This window comes from Streptomyces sp. NPDC015125 (genome assembly GCF_043080045.1).
In the GTDB taxonomy this organism is placed as follows: domain Bacteria; phylum Actinomycetota; class Actinomycetes; order Streptomycetales; family Streptomycetaceae; genus Streptomyces.
In genome coordinates, this window is record NZ_JBIBVF010000002.1 from 276,527 (window position 1) to 294,470 (window position 17,944).

At 69.9% G+C, this 17,944-nt stretch carries 11 protein-coding genes and 1 pseudogene; 5 read left to right on the forward strand and 7 right to left on the reverse strand.

Annotation, left to right across the window (positions count from 1 at the left end):
• Positions 1-44: 44 nt before the first annotated feature.
• Entirely contained in the window at positions 45-971 is a 927-nt protein-coding gene (locus tag ACF088_RS06220; RefSeq protein ID WP_392374223.1) for a LysR substrate-binding domain-containing protein, read from the forward strand.
• 305 nt (positions 972-1,276) lie between these two features.
• Here the strand turns inward: ACF088_RS06220 and ACF088_RS06225 are convergent.
• Together ACF088_RS06225 and ACF088_RS06230 are read right to left on the reverse strand one after the other, a co-directional pair.
• Positions 1,277-2,017: pseudogene (locus ACF088_RS06225) on the reverse strand (transposase); the annotation flags it as partial.
• Between the two features lie 49 nt (positions 2,018-2,066).
• Positions 2,067-2,639: a helix-turn-helix domain-containing protein gene (locus tag ACF088_RS06230; protein ID WP_392374224.1), complete on the reverse strand. Its 573-nt coding sequence runs from the start codon at positions 2,637-2,639 to the stop codon at positions 2,067-2,069.
• A gap of 83 nt (positions 2,640-2,722) precedes the next feature.
• On the opposite strand from ACF088_RS06230, the gene ACF088_RS06235 reads away from it, so the two are divergent.
• Both ACF088_RS06235 and ACF088_RS06240 read left to right on the forward strand, forming a co-directional pair.
• Positions 2,723-3,643 (forward strand): NADP-dependent oxidoreductase, encoded by a 921-nt coding sequence (locus tag ACF088_RS06235; protein ID WP_392374225.1) that lies wholly within the window; start codon positions 2,723-2,725, stop codon positions 3,641-3,643.
• Between the two features lie 569 nt (positions 3,644-4,212).
• Positions 4,213-5,442, forward strand: a complete 1,230-nt coding sequence (locus ACF088_RS06240) for a WD40 repeat domain-containing protein (RefSeq protein WP_392374226.1) — start codon at positions 4,213-4,215, stop codon at positions 5,440-5,442.
• Positions 5,443-5,518: 76 nt separating this feature from the next.
• Here the strand turns inward: ACF088_RS06240 and ACF088_RS06245 are convergent, their stop codons facing one another.
• Genes ACF088_RS06245 through ACF088_RS06260 form a run of 4 tightly spaced genes read right to left on the reverse strand, consistent with a single transcriptional unit; the run spans position 5,519 to position 15,986 of the window.
• Positions 5,519-7,090, reverse strand: coding sequence for a hypothetical protein (locus tag ACF088_RS06245; RefSeq protein WP_392374227.1), 1,572 nt, complete (start codon positions 7,088-7,090; stop codon positions 5,519-5,521).
• A 25-nt stretch (positions 7,091-7,115) separates the two neighbouring features.
• Positions 7,116-10,583, reverse strand: coding sequence for a hypothetical protein (locus ACF088_RS06250; protein ID WP_392374228.1), 3,468 nt, complete (start codon positions 10,581-10,583; stop codon positions 7,116-7,118).
• An 11-nt stretch (positions 10,584-10,594) separates the two neighbouring features.
• Positions 10,595-12,781, reverse strand: coding sequence for a hypothetical protein (locus ACF088_RS06255; RefSeq protein WP_392374229.1), 2,187 nt, complete (start codon positions 12,779-12,781; stop codon positions 10,595-10,597).
• Between the two features lies 1 nt (position 12,782).
• The gene (locus ACF088_RS06260; RefSeq protein ID WP_392374230.1) at positions 12,783-15,986 is read right to left on the reverse strand and encodes a DUF6603 domain-containing protein; all 3,204 of its coding nucleotides are present in this window, start codon (positions 15,984-15,986) and stop codon (positions 12,783-12,785) included.
• Positions 15,987-16,407: 421 nt separating this feature from the next.
• On the opposite strand from ACF088_RS06260, the gene ACF088_RS06265 reads away from it, so the two are divergent.
• Complete coding sequence (locus ACF088_RS06265) at positions 16,408-16,608, forward strand: helix-turn-helix domain-containing protein (RefSeq protein WP_392374231.1); 201 nt, start codon at positions 16,408-16,410, stop codon at positions 16,606-16,608.
• A 461-nt stretch (positions 16,609-17,069) separates the two neighbouring features.
• On the opposite strand, the gene ACF088_RS06270 is transcribed toward ACF088_RS06265, so the two are convergent.
• Positions 17,070-17,258 carry a hypothetical protein gene (locus tag ACF088_RS06270; RefSeq protein WP_355786829.1) on the reverse strand — a complete coding sequence of 63 codons (189 nt, stop codon included), beginning with the start codon at positions 17,256-17,258 and terminating at the stop codon, positions 17,070-17,072.
• Positions 17,259-17,465: 207 nt separating this feature from the next.
• On the opposite strand from ACF088_RS06270, the gene ACF088_RS06275 reads away from it, so the two are divergent.
• On the forward strand, positions 17,466-17,720 hold the full coding sequence (locus tag ACF088_RS06275) for a hypothetical protein (protein ID WP_392374232.1): 255 nt from the start codon (positions 17,466-17,468) through the stop codon (positions 17,718-17,720).
• Positions 17,721-17,944: the final 224 nt, after the last annotated feature.

Genomic DNA, 17,944 nt, shown 5'->3' on the forward strand with positions numbered 1-17,944 from the left:
CGATTGTTGCCCTGTCTCCATGCCTGCTCGGCATAATGCGACCTGTGGAGATCAAACGTTGTCGCTACTTCCTTGCGGTCGTTCATGCCGGCACCGTCACCGGGGCGGCGGAACGGCTGCACATCGCGCAGCCGGCGGTGTCCCGGCAACTGCGCCATCTGGAGACCGAGTTGGGACTCGTGCTGTTCGACCGGATCGGGCCGCGACTCCGGCTGACGAGCGCGGGGCGGGAGTTCGTCGCGGTCGCCGAGGACCTGGTCTCCCGAGCCGACCGGATCGACTCCGTGGCGCGGCACATGGCGCGCGGCGGGCTGTCCCGCGTGGTCGTGGCTGCCGCCCAGACCACCATCAACGAGGTGCTCGCACCGTTCGTCGCGACCCTCACCCCCAACGATCCGTTCATCTCGGTGCGCGAAGTACCCGCGGACCAGATCCAGACCACCGTGCGCGAACAGGCCGATCTCGGCATCGCCGCGGGGCCGGCCTACGATCCGATGCTGGCCTGGCGCCCACTGACCGACGTTCCCCTGCGCGCCTACGTCGCCCCCACCCACCGGTGGGCCACCCACGGCCGACGCACCATCACGATCTCCGAGCTGGTCACCGAAGAGCTGCTGCTCCTGACCCGGGAACACCCGGCACGAGCTGTCCTCGACCAGGCCGTGTCCAAGGCGGGCCTGACCTACACGCACGTGACGGAAACCAGCAACGCCCTGATGTGCGAGGCGCTCGCGGCCAGCGGCTACGGCGTCGGCGTCGTCACCGACATGCCCCGGTTCGGCGGCTATCCCCTGCTGATCGACACCGCCGGGCCCACCACCCTGCGCCTACAACTGCGCGCCTGCTGGCCGCCGCACCACTACGCCGCCGAGGCACTCACCGGCGTCCTCGACCGCCTCGCCGAGTTCGCCGCCACCTATGTCCACGACACCGCATGGCAGACCTCACCCAACAGCCGCCGTGACCCCTGATCCCGGATCCACAACTCGACACGTCGCCAGCATTGTTGGCGCTTCCGATCGTGTCGCGGCCCGCAACCTCGGAGTTCGTTCTGACCCGCACGGAACGCGTCTCCGGCCTCGCCAAGAGGTCCTACGGCCTCCGGCACGCCGGGATCCCCTTCTGGCTGTACTCCGGCGTGGACCCGGCCGAATGCGCTCGCCGCGCGGGCCGGCGCGTCGAGGCCCTCTTCCGCCCCTACGCCAAGTTCCTGGACGGCGCGCGGGAACAGGCGAACCGCCCCCCCATTTGGCAGTTCATGCAGGAGTGGGGCCGCACACGAGCCGCGCTTCCACTTCTGCTGGGGCGGCCCGCGACCAGGTCGTGGAGCGGATGGTCCAGGGCTTACGGGGTGACGACGGTGTCGTGCCGGGTGGTGGGGCCATGACGGGGAAGACGTCGGCCTGCGCCAGCTCTTGGCGCCACCCCCTTGCCGTAGCCGTAGCCCGCATCGGCGGTCGCCCAGCGGAACGGGATCCGGTCGTCCACTGCGCGGCGGACCATCACCCCCGCGAGCTGGACCTTGGCGGCGGAATCGGCCTCGTCACCGATCCCCGCTTGCCGCCTCCCGACAGCGCTCGCGGTCGTCCGTCCAGGACTTCGGCAGGGAGAGCGCCTGGTCGATCAAGGTCCGGCCCCGCTCGCCCGAGTACGCGAGGAAGACACCACCCGGCAGTTCTCGGTCCGCCCGGCAGTACCGGAGTACTGCCGCTGGACACCGGCCGACCGCACGCCCGTCTTCGGGAACCCGGTGTCGCCCACGATCAGCACACCGCCCGGATCGGCCAAGTGCTCGACCACGTACGTGCGCACGCCGTCGAGGACCCCGCCGGCGTCCCGGCCGATGCGGTTCAGCAGCCGCCGCATCCGGTCCGGGCCGCCATGGCCGGCCTCGCGGATGCGCCGGCGCGGACTCCCGCGACCCACTCCGCGCGAACCGGTGCGCGAAACGCCCACGCACACTCCGCCAACCCGTCCGACCACCAACGAGCATCCGGCTCGGATATATCCCCCCCATGAACAGCTCAACGAACGAACCGGCAACCGTCACCGTGAGCGCCGTTGCATTACAAGCGCACGGCTCCGGCCGCGCGTACTTCGGCGAGCGCTTGCCGTGCCAGCGGGCCGAAGCCCTCGCTGTTGTTGGTGTCGATCCACTGATCAAAGGCGATCTCCCAGGCGAGCGTGCCCAGTTTCGCGGCCACGCGCGCGGTCAGGTGCGGGACTCCGCGGTGGTTGAGCGCCTCGATCATCGAGGCGGTGAGGTCGATCCTTTTCAGGGCTTCGCGTTCACGCAGTTCCGTATTGGCGTTCAGCACGGCCTGGCGCCGGCTGCTGAACTCGCGGCGGTCGACGGTGAAGAACGTCCGGCCGAGCGCATCGAGGGCGTCCGCCAGCGCGTCGAGCGGGCCGGCCCCCGGCGGTGCCGAGGCGATCCCTTCGACGAGCAGACCGGTCACCGTGCCCCTGCCGAAGAGCACCTCGCGCTTGTCCGGGAAGTACCGGAAGAACGTGCTCTTGGTGAGCCCCGCACGCTCCGCGATCTCGATCACGGTCGTGTTCTCGTAGCCGTGCTCCTCGAAGAGTTCGAGGGCGGCGGCGGCGAGTCGTCCTGGTGCGTCGGGTTGCCAGCGAGCCATGGGAGCAGTGTACGAGACTTCGTCCCATCACTGATGTAGGGTCGATAAGACCAAGTCCCATCACTGGCCGAGAGAGGTCACCGATGAGTAGAGCTGTCCGTTACCGGCGATTCGGCGGTCCCGAAGTACTCGAACTGCAGGAGATACCCGAGCCGCACGCCGCACCGGACGAGGTTCGCGTCCGGGTCACGGCCGCCGGGCTGAATCCGATGGATTGGCAAATCACCACACAGCCCGACATGGCGGCGCGGTTCGGCATCACCTTGCCGGCCGGGTTCGGCAGCGACTTCGCTGGAGTGGTGGACGAGGTGGGCGCCGAAGCCACGGGATTCGCGACCGGCGACCGGGTGTACGGGGCTGCGATTGGCCGGTCCGTCGCCGATTTCGTGCTGGTCAAGACAGCTGCGGCAACGCTATGGCCCACCCCGGAGGGCGTCGGCGACGAGGTGGCGGGCACGCTTCCGGTGTCCGGTCTGACGGCCTCCGCCGCGCTCGCCGCGATCGGACTCCGCACCGGGGACACCGTCCTGATCGGTGGGGCGGCGGGTGGCGTGGGCGTCTTCGCCGTGCAGCTGGCGAAACTTGCGGGCGCCCGGGTGCTCGGCACCGCCTCCGAGCGCACGTTCGGATTCCTGCGCGGGCTCGGCGCCGAACCCGTGGCGTACGGCCCCGGCCTGGCGGACCGGGTGCGGGCCCTGGCGCCCGAGGGGATCACCGCCGCAACCGACCTGTTCGGAAGGGAGGCGGCCGAGACCGCGCTCAAGCTCGGGGTGGCACCCGAGCGGATCTCCGTCGTAGCCGACGGACCCGCCCCGCCGCCCGGTGTGCGCAAGATGGGCGCCCTCGATGCGGGTCCGGGAACCCTGGAACGGATCGCCGACGCGATCCATTCCGGCGAGATCACGGTGCCGATCGCGGCGACCTTCCCGGTCGAGCGGATTCGCGAAGCCGTGACGACGCAGGCCGAGAGGCATGTTCACGGCAAAATCGTGGTCGCGCTGTGAACCGGCACAAGGTGGACTCAGCGACCAGGATCAACAGTCAAGCCGAATGCGCAATTCAGCCCGCAAACTTACGAGGTCGTGTGTGGTGGGCGGTGGCGCGTCGATGCCGTGATCGTTGACCGTGGCCTGTGTGGTGGGGACCCGGTCTCGCGCAGCGATCACCCGAGACCAGCGGGTCCCCCGGCTGACGCCCGAAGAAGTCGCCGAGTTCGTCGCAGCGGTCGGCCCGTTACGGCAGGAGCGCCACCAGGCGGCACTCGTCGCCCGCCATCGCCGCAGGGCCGTGGGCGCCGGGGTCAAACACAAACTGGAGTGTGTGCCGCAGATGCTTTGCCCATCCTGTCCGAGATGGATCTGGCGGGAATTCGTCGCGAAGGCGATGCCTGCCTTGAGCAGTACCTGGAGCACCAGCAGCGCGCTGACGCTAACAGCGCGGAATGCCATCCTGTTCTACGGTTTCGGCCGGTTTCCGGCTTTCTGCGGGGCGATCAAGGTTCGTAGGTTCGGGGCGTGGATGCCCCGGGTAGCCTGCCCGCGGCGCCGTGTATGCGAAGGGGATGGCCTACGCCATGAGCACGTACTTCTTCTACGTCGCCCACACCGGTAAGGGAGCGAACGGGAACGGGGTCTCGGCCATCGATCCGGCCACCGGACAGATCCATGCGACGGTTTCTCTGGGATCGCCGAAGGTGGGCGGTCTCGTCGCCGCCCCCGGGGCGACGCTGCTGTACGCGCTGGTGGACGACCAGGCCGAGGTCCGCGTCATCGACCTGGACACGCTCGCGGTTACGGCGTCCATCGATGTCCCCGGCGGCGACCCCGGGGCCCTGGCCATCGCCCCGGACGGCAAGTGTCTGTACGTCGCGAACGACGAAGGCGTGGCCGAGGTCGACACGGCCACCCGCACCGTTCAGCGCACCTTCACCTCCGGTGGAAGTTCCCAGTTCTACAGCGTGGCGGTCTCTGCCGACAGCCGCTTCCTCTACGCCGTCGGCCGCGACCGTATCGTCCGCTTCGACCTCGGCACCGGTGAGTCGACGTCGAACACGGAGCTGTCCGAGGTCGGGTCGGTGCTGGTCTCCCCGGACGGCAACCGCCTGTACGCGGCCGCCCCCGGCAAGGCGCTGTACCTGCTGGACGCCTCCGCGCTCACGGTGGCTCACACGCTGGAGGGCTGGCCCGAATGGGGGCAGGAAGCACTGAGCCCGGACGGCAAGCGGCTCTTCGTGACGGACCCGGGCTCCGACGATGACCGGGGAGCAATGGTGGACACCGCGTCACGCGAAGGGGTGGCCGACTTCGTCCAGGCGCCCGCCGGCAGGCAGAACCTGGTCCCGGTGGCCCTCTCCCCGGACGGCACGGTCGTGTGCACCGCACACCGCAAGGCGGTGACCGCCGGCATCGATACGGACAGCAAGGCGTACTCCGACGAACTGCCCGGTGAGGCCGTCGCCATCACCACCGCCGCACCCCTGCGCCCGCAGTCCACCCGCCTGGAGACCGGCACCGCCCGCACCCTGGTTCCCCTCCGCGTCGAGGGCCTGACCGCCCGTCTGACCACCACCGGCGGCGCCCCGGTCAGCGGCGCGCAGCTGCGCTTCACCTCCGCCGGCGGCCTGGACCTGGGCACCGCCACCACCGACACCGACGGCCGCGTGAACCACACCGCCGAACTGCTCCTGCCCCTGGACCCCGACACCCGCGGCATCGACACCAGCCGCCTGGCCGGCCCCTACAAGGTCACCTACCCCGGCAAGCCCGCCTACGGGCCCACCGAAACCGAAGGCACCCTCGACTGACCCGACCACCCGCCCGGGGGCTGCCCGCCCAGAAAACGGACAGCCCCCGGCGCCGGCTCGACAACCGCTCGGGTCGTCAGCCCTTCAAGTCGACGGAGGGTCCGATGGGGTACCAGTCGAGCGACGTACTCACCTTGCTCAGGTCCACGTCGTGGTCGACGTCCCTGACGTAGCCGGAGATCGTCTGGCCTTTTCGCACGAGAAAACTCATGGGATGACGCTGCCCGGCCTTCCCGGACTGCCGCAGAAGCGGCGCGTCGATCCAGAAATCATTCGAGCCGATCGTGAGGTACAGACGCGCAAGATATCCGATGTTGTCGTCGTGGTCCGTGTTGTCCTTGATGACGAGAACGGCTGTCAGTAGACCGTCGGTCGGTGCCGTGAGGCTGAAGTTAGTCGAGGCGCCGTACGAGTGTGAGGTGTGGTTGCCCAGCATGTCGGTAGCGCCGTACAGGCTGAACTCCCCATTGACTCTGACGTCACTGTTCGCCGTGAGAGCGCCATTGAGAAGGGCGTCCCCTTGGATGGTGAATTTCTTGGTGTCGTGCTCGACGTCGAACATGTCGGTATCCCCATACCTGACATTCAGGTTCGAGCTGTCGTCCGCGCAGATCTTCCAGTCGCCGCCGAAGTGGAGCTCACCGCCGGCCTTCACATTCCCGCTCACCGTAGCCTTGTCCTGGAGTTCCGCCGGACCGTAGACGGTGAATTTCCTGGTGTCGTGCTCGACGTCGAACATCTCGGTGTCCCCATACCTGATCTTCAGGTTCGGCATGCGGTTCGCGTAGATCTTCCAGTCGCCGAAGTGGAGTTCGCCGCTCACGGCGACGTTGGCTCCCGCCGTCAGCTGACCGTCCACGGTCAGCGTCCCCACCTCGACATCGGGCTTGAGCACCGTGATGCTCTGGCTGAGGTAGTGGTTGACGGAGTGGCCGTCACTGGTGATGCCGGCCTTGAGGTAGAAGGTGGTGTCGTGGGTCAGTGTCGGTGAGGTCCAGCTGCGCCGGTTGGTGACGTCCGCGGTCTGGTTGTCCCACATCATCGTGTACCCGGCGCCCTGCGCGCCGCGCCAGGTGAAGGTGACGGTGTCGCCGTTGTCGATGGCGGATCGCGGGGTGTCTCCTTCGAGGATCTGCGGGATCAGGTCGTCGAAGTGGAAGAGGTAGGGCGCTTTGCCCAGGTAGACGGTAGCGGTCGGCTTCTTCCCGGGGCCGGTCGCGCGGGGCTTGTCGTCAGCGTCCTCCGTGATCGTCATCGGTACCACTCCCACCTGGGAGTTGACCGCGATATTGCTGAACTCGAAGGCGTATCCGGTGCCGCCGATCTTCACTGTGTCGCTGTCGCCCGAGGGGATGGCGACGAAGGCGTCGTTGTTCGGGTCGAAACTGACCGTCCAGTCCGAGCCCGGGACGACATTGCAGTGCACGGCGTCCAGGTGCTCCGTGAGTTCCGAGGCACCGGCCCCTGCGGGCAGGTGGAAGCGGAGTTCGGAGACGTACACCGGGTCGCTGTCGGAGTTGGAGACCAGGACCGTGAGCGTGGACGGTTCGGCGGTCACGCCGGCGGGGGTGATCTGGAGCGGTGCCGGGTTGGTGGTCACCAGGTAGTCGAGCAGCTGGCTGGAGTCGAGCTGGGTGCGGGTGAACACGGTTGTTCGGGCCTCACTCTCGGGGTCAGGGAGTCTCGGTGCGTCGCATGCGGCCGGTGTGCAGGGCGGGCGGGGTGCGGGGGAGGCCGGCTGCGGGGTCGGCCGCGCCGAGCGGGGTGTGGATCCAGCCGTCGCCGGCGGTGGGTTCGGCGAGTTCCCATGTGCCGGTGCGGGTTGCCGGTCGTGGGACGGCCAGGCCGGTGACCGGGGTGCCGTCGGGACCGGTGAGCGCCGTGGGGACAGCGGGCAGCGGGCCCACGCGGAAGGAGACCTGAAGGGCGCGGAGGGCCCGGTCCACATGTTTGGCGGGCAGGACCAGAACGGAGGCGGGCAGGACGTCGCTGACCGCGTGCACGGCCGCCCGCGGGTCCACGATCATGGTGACGTAGGCGTCGCCGGAGAGGCCGGACAGGGAGACGGGGAAGCCCGGGCCGATCGCGGTGAGATAGGGCGGTGCGCCTTCGGGCAGGTGGACCGTGTGCAGGGTGGTGTAGTCCGTGCCGTGGAAGTAGCCGACCAGGCCGTCGGAGAGTTCCTCCAGCGCACCCAGCCGGACCTGCCAGGGGTAGTCGAGGTACCCGGGCCGGGGCTCGGTGGACTTCGGGTCGAGCTCGTACTGCCAGTGTTCCCAGCTCGGGTCGAACAGCGGCGGGCCGTCCGGTTCGAGGCGCAGCCGGGCCCGTACGAGGGCCAGCGGCCGTCCGGCGAGGACGGTCATGGTGGTGTCGTCCCAGTCTCCGAGCGGGTTGACCGTCCACAGGGTCTCGTCGATGGCCTGCATCGTGCCGGGGAGCGCGTCCGCTCCGGCGGCGATGAGTCCGGTGAGGAAGTCGGCCAGGTGCGGGAAGTCGGGGCGCAGGCTGTCGACGTCCGGGTAGCGGGAGTCGGGGGCGGCTTCCCACGTCGGCTGCGCGGTGCCGGTGGTGTCCACCGTCATCCGGATCTCGCCGAGCGCGCGGCCGGCGGGGTCGTAGCAGGCGAGGCCGCCGTCGAGGTGGTCGGGCAGCAGCCAGGCGCAGACGGGGTCGTGGTCCGTGTCGAGGTCGATGGCCGTGTCGTCCGTGTGCGCATCGACGTAGTCGAACCGCAGCCGGGTGGCGGGGTGCAGGCGGGGCGGCAGTTCCACGAACCGGGCCGGCTGCAGGTCCTCGACGGTGATCTTCGGCTTGAGGTCGTCGGGCAGGACGAGTTCGCGCTGGGTGAAGTTGTCCTTGTCGACCGGGTTGACCGACTGCCCGAAGCGGTCCACGACGGACAGCCGCATGAAGCTGAACTGCCCGGCGCGTACCTGGGGGAAGGTGGAGTCGGGCCAGTGGTGCTTGGAGGTGACATCGGGTCCCATCATGGGGACCTGGTGGAAGCGTCCGCCGACGAGTCCGGCCAGGGCCTGCTGGTCGGGATCCTTGGCCGAGGGGTGGACGTTGGGGGACGGGTCGCGCTGGGCGATGCGGGAGTTGAGTCCGTCGATGCCCTGGCTGAGCAGGTCCCATCCGGCGATGGCGTCGGCCAGTGCCGTGAGTTCGCCGGTGTCGGCGTCGGGGTGGGTGTCGATGTACTGGCGCAGCCGGGAGGCGAGGTTGAAGCCCGCGTGCGGGGTGAGGAGGATCCGCCCGGAGAAGACCTGGTATCCGGCGTCCGCAGCGCGGCCGGTGCCGTTCCAGTCGTAGGAGGTGCCGTCGAAGTCCCAGTGCTGCTGGTCGCCGGTCCGGTAGGGGACGGGGTAGTAGCACAGCTCGTAGACCATGTACAGCGGCTGCCACGGCTGCCGCCAGGGGTCGGTGCCGCGGGCGGGCAGGATGCCCTGCACCTTGGTGGCCGGGTCGGTGGCCGCGGCCGTCAGCGTGCCGGCGAGCAGGGCTTGGTCCAGGAGCCAGAACTCGTGGAACAGCCCGGTGACGGCGTCCGGTTCCGGGAAGGCCGCCACGGCGGGGCCGGGCACGGTGCCCGGGGCCGGGGTGAGGCCCGAGCCGAGATCGATGCCGCTGACGAGGTCTGCGGGGCGCCGGACGGGCAGCGGCGCGGAAAGGTCGGGTGGGGTGGGGGACTTGACGCCGTTGAGCAGCACGACCGGGTCGTTGGCCCGGTGGAACTCCGGGAGCGGCACGCGGCGCAGTCGTATGCCGTCGGGCAGTCCGTGCGCCGTGGCGTACGCGGTCACGGCGGCGGTCAGTTCGTCCTGGGTCGTGCCCCAGGGGATGCCGTGCGGGTGGGTGCCACCGGGGGTGCGGCGGGCGGTGAGGTCGGCGGTGAGGTCGCGGATCCGGCGGGCGAGGGTGTGGTCGCCGTCGGGGTCGAGCTGGGCGGTGAAGTCGTCGGCGTCGTACTGGTCGGGGAGGTCGAGGTGGGAGATCCACCACAGGGAATACAGGCGCCAGCGCTGGTCGGCCAGTTGGCGTACGAGGTCGTCGTGTGCTGCTTGGTCGTCGACCAGTGTGGTGAGCCAGTCGGGGGTGGAGCCCGTCGCGGGGGGCGCCGTGGGCGTTTCGGCGATCTCCCAGGTGTAGCCGCCGTGGTCGGAACCGAACCAGGCACGGTGTACGGCCTGGTCCACGGATTCCGAGCCCTCCGCCGAGGGGGTGTCGAGGAGGCCGTACTGGAGGGCGTCCAGCAGGGCGGCGGCCTCGGTGTCGCCGGTCCGGGCCTCCACCAGGGCGGTCAGGGCGTCGACGGAGCTGTTGCCGACGGCGACGTCGATCTGCAGGTCGCCGGACGGGCGGTCCGATTCGGGCACGTCGCCGGTGCGGTCCCAGGCCAGGCCGAGGGCGGTGCCGCTGTAGAGCGAGCGGGTGGGCGCGTCGCCGCCGGAAGCGGCCGGGACCCAGCTCAGTTCCGCGAGATCGGTGCCGCCGGCCAGGGGGTCGGCGTCGGGCGCCGAGTACCAGCCGATCACCTGATAGCTCAGGGTCTCGGCGTCGGCGACGCCGTCGAGGGGGTCGTGCAGGGAGAAGACGTTCTCGTTGTACGGCTGGTAGACGGTCAGCGTGATCAGGCCGGCCCCGGCGGCGGTGAGGAAGAGCGGGCCGCGGGGCTCGCCCTCCTGCCAGGAGCCGGCCGTCACCTTGCGCCCGATGTGGATGCCGGAGAGCTTGTCCTTGTAGGGGTGCAGGAAGGCCGAGGTGCCCACCTCTCCCGCGTCCGGGTCGGGCACGAAGTCGCTCTCCACGACCCAGGCCGCGGCGGCCCGCGCCTCGCCGGGTCCGGCGTATCGGACCACCAGCCAGCGGTTGGGGACGAGCGGGAACGTGGTGGAACCCGCGGTCTGGTCGTGGCGCCCGTGGGTGAGCGCCTGGGGCAGCTGCCAGTGGAGGTAGACGCCGTTGGCGGACGGGTCGTTCATGGACTGGATGTCGGAGAACGGGGCGGGCTCGGGGCTGAGGTTGTCCTTGAGCAGTTTGAAGTCGCCGGTCCAGCGCTGGAAGGGCACGGTGGTGCGGACCCGGTCGTTGACGACCAGTGCCTCGACCTCGACGGGAACGATCAAAGGGGCGGTCATGGGCGGGGTCCTCACGCTCGGCGGAAGGTGATCTGCTGGGCGGCCTTGACCAGTTGGATGGCCAGGCCGGAGGGGCTCAGTCCGCCGTCGGGCAGGTGCCCGGCCAGCTTGTCGGCGAGGGCGCCGGTCAGCGAGGTCACGTCCAGGACGCGGGTGCCGGCCGACCGCAGGTGGCCGGTGACGTTGTCCAGGATCACGTCCGGCAGGGGCTTGCCGGGCGTATCGGTCAGGTCGCGGCACTGGACGAGTTCGCCGTCCTCGTAGCCGAAATGGAGTCCCTGCGGTGGTTCGGCGATCACGAGCTCGTCCAGGACACCGTCGAAGAGGAACAGCAGCACGTCGGTCGCCAGGGTGTCGGCGCGCAGCGCGGTCAGGGGCGTGCCGTCGCCGCGGACCGTCATGCGCAGCGCGGGCCAGGAGGCGGCCAGTTGGGAGCGTACGAGGAAGCCGGACATCCGGGCGGGGACGTCGTCGAGCGCGTCGTGCAAGAGGGCGGTGAGGTCGGCGTCGAGGCTGGTGGCGATGCCGACGCTGATCGCGCCGTCGATCAGGGCCGTCTGCCAGGCCCGGTCGACGTAGAAGAAGCGCAGGCTCTCCGCGGGGAGCAGGGCCTCGTTCGGCACGAGGTGGTCGAACGGCACGGGGTGGAGCAGGGCCAGCGTCTTCAGCCAGGCCCGTACGGGTTCGGCCTCGGCGGCCGTGGCGTCGCGCAGTGCCGTGCGGACGTCCGGGTCGGCGAGGTGTGCGCGCAACACAGCGGCGGGCGAGCGGGTATCGAGGGGCGTCGCCCGACGCGGAGCGCGCCCGCCCGGTTCGGCCAGTGCCCGGGTCAGCCGGTCGCCCAGCCCGCCGGATACCAGCTCCTCGAAGCGGCGGCCTGCGGGGCGGGGGCGCAGCACGGCCTGGGGTTCGGGGGTGTGCCAGGCGCGGGAGCGTCCCGCGCGGCCGCGCCGGGTACCGGTCAGCCGGCCCGCGAGGCGGCCTGCGGTGCGCCGCCAGTGGATCAGGGCGGGGGCGAAGCCCGCGTCGGCGAGTGCGATCGTGCGGCCCAGGGTCCAGGCGGCGGCGTAGCTCGCGTCGAAGATGCCGTGTTCGGGCAGGTAGATCAGGCGGGCGTCGGCGGAAGCGGAGTGCGTGACCGTGTCGGGGAGGGGCTGGGGGACGACGGGGCTGAAGGGTCCCCGGTACCAGGCGAAGGTCTGCTCGCCCGAGGACAGCCGGTAACTCAGCGGGGTGTAGCCGTCGGTGAGGCGGTCGCGGGACTCGCCCGTGGTGTCGCCCGGCGGGATCCGCAGGGAGAGGTTGGCGGGGTCCGCCGCACCGGGGGCGGACAGGTTCTCCACGAGGGGCCCGAAGTGCGCGGCCCTGTCGGGGAGGGACTGGAAGGACCAGGAGTAGAGGGAGACCAAGCGCAGAGGGCGGTCGGGCGTGGTGTCCCCGGCCACGTACGGGCGGAAGCCGTCCAGGGACACCAGGTGAGCGACGTACTGGCCGCCGCCCACGCTCGGGAAGCGGTTGCCGACCACGACGGAGTGCAACTCGGGATCGTCGTCGTCCGGCGGCCCGTCGTCGCGCAGCGAGGGGCGGGTGGCGCGGACGGCCGTCTCCTGGTCCTCGCCCCGGCGCACGTGTGCCAGGTGCGACAGCTCCGGCAGGCCGGGCGCGAGGGCGGTGAAGACGTCGGCGGGGACGTCGACGCTCTGGCAGGTCGCCTGGAGCAGGTCGGCGGATACCTCGGCGGGGTCGATGGCCGGAGTGAGCACATCGGCGGCGGGGGTGAGCAGCTCGGCGACGGTGCTCGACCGGGTCGCTCCCGCCGACTCCGGGTCGTCGGGCAGTTCCCCGGCGGCGAACAGCAGGACCGCGAGCCAGGGCACGCCGACGTCGTCCGGACCGAGGACCCGTTCCCAGGGCAGGGGTGCGCGGTCGAGGGTGATGTGCGGCAGCAGTTGGTCGAAGGGGCCCGCCGCGTCGGGCGGCGGGTAGGCCGCGTGCACCGCGTCCGCGGCGAGGGTGAAGCGCGGGGCGCGGACGTCCACGGTGCGGAGGGTGGGCCGGTCGAAGAAGTCGCCGGTGGCGACACCCTCCAGTTTCTGGCTGACCTCGATCTCGTAGGTGCCCGCCTCCAGTTGGGGAATCATGGCGGCGTGGAAGCGGTAGCCGGTCGGGCTGGATTGCCGGAGCGTGTTCCTGGTCATCTCACGATCCCGAGGTGGTGGCGAGCAGCGGGGCGGCGGCGAGGTCGTGGGTGACCAGACCGGCGTAGGCGGACAGCGGGTCGTTGTTCCCCGGTGCCAGGCCCGCGGCGTCGAGGGCGGCGTAGAGGGCGGTGCGGGCGTCGGCGGCCGGGCCGGAGGCGATACCCGAGGCGATCACCGCCACGGATTGCTTCTCGGACCGTGGCACCGGGCCGAGGGGGCCGGCGTCCTGCGACAGCGGCATGGCCCCGTCGGGGAGCGGGTCGATGCTCAACAGGCCGGGTGCGACCTGGAATTCGTCGGTCATGTGCGGTGCGGGCACGGTGATGCGGAGTCCGGTGAGCCGGTCGTTGACCATGCCGGTGCCGCTCATGGAGGTACCGGGGGTGTCGCCCCACAGCGACTGGGGCACGTCGCCGGCGACTTCCTCGGCCTGCCAGCCGCTCACATCGACCGGCTGTCCGCCGCTGGTCACCTTCACGGTCTGGGTGGAGGTGAGCCCCCTGCGGTCCATGGGGCGGATATTCACTCCGTCGGACCGGTGTGCGATCTCGCGGTCACCCAGGAGCACCTGGGAGGCGGGGACCGCGGTCTGGGCGGTGAAGCTGAACCCGTGGGTGGACACGACCCAGGGGTCGGGCCCCTGGGCGGCCCGGATCAGGTCGGTGCTCTCCCGCTCCGGCTGGAGGCCCTTCTGCGGGCGGATCTGGTGAATCTCCTCGCTGGGCGGGAGCTTGCTCTGGAACTGGGTCCAGTCCACCGCCGGCCGGTCGCCCCGGTCCGCGCCGAAGGAGATGCCGAAGGAGACGAACCACAGGTGGATCGTGGCCTCGCCACCGATCGGCGGCCCCCACAGGGACAGGTCCACGCCCAGCTCGACGCTCACCGTGACGTGCACGAACCACACGTCGATGGTCGCCGAGACCCCGATGGTGACGCCGAGGTCCGCCTCGAACCAGAACGGGTCCCACTCGATCAGCACATCGAGGTGCGCGGTGAGCCATGCCTTGAGCGCTCCGTCGTGGAAGGTCAGCGCGAGGGCACCACCGGCCATGATCGCGTGCGGGGTCAGTGCGAAGTACGCCTCTCCCCGGGCGTTCAGCTGCGGCGTGATCCCCCAGTCGAAGCCGAGCCGCGGCACGACCGGGTAGTGGTCGGGCACCTGGAAGCCGGGGTGGTAGCCGCCCAGGCTGATCACGAACTCGCCCTCGTGGCTGCCGCCGACCCAGACACAGGCGGCCAGTCCGCCGGTCAGTACGCAGGCCGGGTCCATCAGGTACGAGTGCGGGGTGAGCTGGGCGGTCAGGGACAGCAGACCCTCGGACTGTTGGTAGAGAGCCTCGGTCTGGACCTGCACCCGGGCCCAGGGGGAGTCGTCGTCGGGCGGGAACTCGGCGGTGGTGATCCCCAGCAGCGAGATCACCAGGTCCTGGCCGAACTCGGCCAGCGCCAGGGCCGTCGTCTCGAAGATCTCGAACGTGGTGAACCGCAGGCCGAACGCGAACCAGTTCTCACCGAGCGACGGCGTCACCCAGGCGTCGTCCCCCTCGGCGAGCACGGAGAGCACGTGCAGGGGCCCGACGTCCTTGCCGCCGACCACATCCGGGTTGTCGAGACCTGCGACCAGGGGGAAGCGGTACACCTCATCGGCCTTGGGCACCCGCACCGCGCTGTTGTAGCCGCCGCCGAGGTAGGCCCCCTTGACCCTGAACGGCGGTGGTCCAAATCCGCCCTCCTTGCTCGCGGCGCCGACGCTGCCGAACAGGAAGACCGACGGGGGGCCGTCCTGGCGCTGGGCGTACCCGCCGGCGATCCCGGCCGCCAGGAGGGGCGTCGTCACCGTGCCCAGGCCCTCCAGCCGGAACACATAGTCCTCGTCGGCCGCCTCGTAGGCCGCCGCGCCGGTCACCTTGACCGGGTCGCGGTCCAGGCTGAAGCCGATCCCGGCCATCTCCAGACCGACGTCCTTGATCGCCGCGAGGGGGACGCCGAGGGCGAACTTGACGTCCACCACCAGGCCCTTGAGTTCGACCTGCAGAGCGATCTTGATCAGCGCCTTGCCGTGCTCGTAGCCCAGTGTCGGCACCTTCAGCCGCACCGGTCCGCTGCGCGCGGGAGCGGCGCCGTCATCCGTGCCGCCGCCGCCGTCGTCCTTCGCGGTGGAGGACAGCTCGTCGGGAGGCGACCAGCCGCCGGTGGACTTGCCGGCGAGCCACACCACCGCCACCGGCCGTTCCTGGCCGCCCAGTTCGTAGTCGAAGCCGAGGCTGACGCCCTTCTTCAGGCCGTCCACGGGGAAGGCCGGGACATCATGACCGGCCTGGTCGAGCAGGGTGTTCAGCTCCCCGGCCTGCTGCCTCGACAACGAGGCGGTGGTGAACATCAGGGTCAGGCTCTTGGCCGCCATTTTGTTGTCAGCGGGGATCAGGCCGGACAGCACCGGGATGTCGGAGGTGTCGAAGGAGAATTGGACCTCGACGACGCCGAAATACGACCGCTTCTTCTCCTCCTTCGAGGAGATCAGCACCCAGCGCACCTTGTCCACGACCGGGACGTCGGTCAGGTCCACATCGCCCGACAGCACATACGGCTTTCCGTCGCCGCGATAGTGCTTGTACCAGATGCTCTTCAGCGCGTAGCCGACCGCGTCCTTCACCGAGGGGAATCCCAAGGCCTCGGCGGCCTCGCTCAACAACAGCTTCGTCTCGGGGACGACGCCCTCGATCACGTCGGTGATGTCGTCCTTGAGATCCGACCGCAGGTCGAACGTCGCCGACGGGCCACCGAGCCCGGCGGCCGCATCACCCGCGGTGCAGACGAGCCCGGCCCCGGCACCGTCCAGGACCAGACGCGGCGCGGCGAACCCGTCGTCGGCCAGCTCACCGTAATCACGGTCCACCGTCTGGGTCCGCACGTGCCAGTCGGCCAGCCGGATCTCCACGTCGGCCCCTGTCAGGGCGTCTCCCGAGGCGGTGAAACGTGCCGTCACCGCCAGACCGGACCCCGCCGCCAGCGCGGTCGTCCCCGAGACGGTCAGCGCATCGATATCGCAGGACGCACCGTCGACGACCAGGGAAGCACCGGGCAGATGGGCCGTCCACATTTCCGTGACATCCGGGACGCCCAGTTCGCCGGCGGCTACGGTCACGGTGCCGCCGGAGCCCGCTCGCAGACGTTCCTTCAATGCGTCGACCGTCAGCGGCATAAAACACCGCCTCCGGCCGGTTCGGCAGCCGGAATCCTCCCGGCCCATGGGCCCGGACTCCCCTGCCGCCTGCTACGACACCGTTCCAGCCTCACGCCGTCCACCACTTCGGCTCCCTCACTGCCAGCCCAGATCCACAGCCTCACCAGCCATGGCACAACGGGAACTTAAGTGCTGCATAGCGACATAGCCCCCGGCTTCGATGAATCAGCCAGCAACCGGACCAGATCCGCGACCTTGACAACGTCTCCCTCCAACGGCGGGCGCCGCAAGAGGTTTCGGCTCGTACCCGGTCCGCCCCAGAGCTGGTGCTCCCAGCAAGACAGTCGTCGACCGGTGTAAAGATCCACTGTCACTGCGGGACCCGAAGAACTGCACGAGGACCCTCAGCTCCAGGCGTCGGCGCTCGTCCGCGCAGGCGTTGGCTCTGCGGTCGCGAATCGTGCTGGTGTGCGCCGCGGGGCACTCGATCATGGAGGTGTCGCGTCGTCTCGGGATCGCTCCAGACACGGTTCGCACCTGGCGCCATCTGGACGGCGTGCGGAAGCAGGCCAGTCGTCTCATCGAGCAGTCCCTGCAGGAGTGGGGCCGCGTCGGCCAGGGTGCGGCACCTGCCTGGTAAGTGCGCCGGAAAGGCGCCTGACGGGTGAAGAGCAGGTCAGGCGCCTTTCTTCGTGCCCTTAGAAGAATCCCAGCTTCTTCGGTGAGTACGAGACCAGCAAGTTCTTCGTCTGCTGGTGGTACACAGGCAACGCAGCGCTGGCCTGCACACATAGCGGCTGTGGACAGCTCGTCGGAGTGGTTGGACCGGAAGTGGTCCGGATCTTGCTGTGTCTGGGGCGGCCGCCCCGCGGCAATCGGCTGTCGGGCCTGGCTGACTTATTCGTCAGCCTGCAGCAGGCGTGCAGCCTTCGCGCCCAGCCCATGGCGTCGGGAACGTCGGCTGGCTCGATGCGGAGTGCGGTGTCGCATGCGGTGGATAGGTAGGCGGCACGTCGATCACGGCGAGGATCTGGGCGGGCAGGCGTTCGCTGGTCGAGCCGGGCGGGTTGACGCAGCCGGGGGCGAGGTTCGGGCCGGGGGTTAGTTGGCGTGCTGGCCGTCTCGCTCACCGCGGGCAGCGGCCAGGACCGCGTCCGTCTGGCCGGCGGCGATGGCCTGGATCGGGGACTGCTCGTCGAGATGCGGGTCCATACCGACCATCCACGCGCGGGTGATGTTGTCGCCGTCTCGCTGGTAGCTGGGCAGGTGCTGGTCGAGTGCGAATCGCATCATCCGAGAATCGCGCGCCATAGACGTGCGCCGGGCCAGAGGCCGACCGCGGCGTGGTGGAGTGCCAATAGGTGGGCGGCGAGTTCGTCGCCGGGACCGGCTGCGAATCCACCAGTACAGCGCTGCCTCCCAAACGGCCTGGCGCCAGCAAAGATCGTGGACGGCAGCGGCGGTGTTCATGGTCGGCTCCGTTGAGGTCGCGCGTGGGTGGGACACCGACGGGGGTACATCACGGACCGCCGGGGCCTGGCGGCCGCGCACGGCGCCGGTCAGCAGGACCTGGTCGACTCCCTGGTGCGCAGCGCGGCGTTGGAGTGCCGGGAGGATCTGCTGGAGACGGCCGTGGTCCTGGACGCGCTGGCGTTGTGTCACGGTCCGGGCAGCTCCCTCCCCCGCAGCGGTCTACGGCGGACGAGGCCTGATCAGTTCCTGGAACTGCGCGACTTGCTGCTCACCACGTGACCAGGCCGAGTTCTTTGAGGCTCAGCCGCCATACCTTGAGCGTCTTCACCCGGAACGGGCCAGTCCTCAGCAGGTAACTGGACACATGGGCAAAGGACAGTTGATGCAGAGTTATTGACCCTTAGTATCTGTCACCTGCCGCCATGTCAGGACAGACGGTCATAGAGCAGGAACCTGACCCGTGCTTCGCTCCACACGCTCTGAGGGAAGCCTGGCAGAGCTAC